The sequence below is a fragment of the Leptospira levettii genome (assembly GCF_002812085.1).
Lineage (GTDB): Bacteria > Spirochaetota > Leptospiria > Leptospirales > Leptospiraceae > Leptospira_A > Leptospira_A levettii.
On record NZ_NPDM01000013.1, the window covers coordinates 1 to 1,354 of the forward strand.

The window sequence follows — 1,354 nt, forward strand, 5'->3', positions numbered from 1 at the left end:
TGTATGCCTCAGGACATGGGTAACACTTTTGTAGCAAGACATAGGTAACACTTTCAAGTTATTCATCCCTTTAGATTACCTTTTTAGGAGGGCTTTAGGGATGCCTTGGAAGGAGTTTAATACCGTGGATTTAAGATTTCAATTCGTTCTGGATTCGTTCCAGAATGGCGTCAATTTTACTCAGCTATGTGCTCAGTATGGCATCTCCACTAAGTGTGGGTATAAGTGGAAAGAAAGGTTTCTAAGAGAAGGAAAAGAAGGACTTCTGGATAGGAAGAAGACTCCAAAAAACTCTCCAGCTAAGATTGCTGAAGAAACAATTCTAGAGATCATTAAGATTAAGAACAATAGAAAGTTCTGGGGTGCTAAGAAAATACTAGAACTTTATAAGAAACAATTCCCTGATCGTAAAGCTCCTAACAGATCTACTATTGAACGTATACTTAAGAAAGCAGGACTACTAGATACTAAGAGAAAAAGAAGACCTACAAACTCAGGGCAAAGAATCTCTATGCCCGAGAAAGCGACTAGACCTAACCATGTTTGGACTGTTGACTTCAAAGGTTGGTGGTACACTCCTGAACGTGAAAAAGTGAACCCTCTCACTGTTCGTGATGATTTCTCCAAATACATTCTCTCTATCAAGACTCTTAAGAAAGGCGACATTCCTTCCGTAAAAGCTGAATTTACTAGGTTATTCTCTATCTACGGATTACCTGATGTCATTCGCTCTGACAATGGGCCTCCTTTCGCCTCTATGCAGTCCCTTTGGGGACTCACTAAACTCTCTGTTTGGTGGCTCTCTCTTGGAATTAAGCTCGATCGCATACAACCTGGCAAACCTTACCAGAATGGCGCTCATGAGCGCATGCATAGGGACATGGCTCGCGAATTACAACATGAGATTGTGGGAAACATCACCCTCTTCCAAAAACTCTTCGACAAATGGAGAATCGATTTTAACAGAAATAGACCTCATGAAGCTCTTGCTATGAAGACTCCTGAACAAGTCTATGTGAAATCTAACAAACTATTCGATCCGAATGCTGATTTACTCATTTCTTATCCTTACGGGTTCAAAAAAAGGCATGTCAATGACAGAGGTTATATCAATTACAATGGAAACCTCATCATGGTTGGAAATCCATTTAACGGTTTTAATGTGGGGATCAAAAAAGAAAATGAATCCGTTTCCATTTGGTTCGGTTCTAATAAACTAGGTCTCATCGATCAAAATTTATTCTTGATCATTTCTGATCCTAACTCATACAAAGTTCATAAACCAAGAAAGTTAACTAAAAAGTGTTACCCCTCTCCTGATGCTTAACCGTTACACATGTCCTGAAGTCATACC

Annotated in this window: 1 protein-coding gene and 1 pseudogene; both read left to right on the forward strand. The window is 39.5% G+C overall.

Annotated elements, in window-relative coordinates:
• Nucleotides 1-100 precede the first annotated feature (100 nt).
• Nucleotides 101-385 (forward strand): annotated as a pseudogene (locus tag CH354_RS18490) (leucine zipper domain-containing protein); the annotation flags it as partial.
• Nucleotides 386-511: 126 nt separating this feature from the next.
• Entirely contained in the window at nucleotides 512-1,327 is an 816-nt protein-coding gene (locus tag CH354_RS18255) for an integrase core domain-containing protein (protein WP_243396155.1), read from the forward strand.
• The last annotated feature ends 27 nt before the right edge of the window (nucleotides 1,328-1,354 follow it).

What these genes read in the sequence shown, in the direction of transcription:
- CH354_RS18255 (WP_243396155.1), top strand. Translation starts at nt 512, where the DNA reads ATGCCCGAGAAAGCGACTAGACCTAACCATGTTTGGACTGTTGACTTC.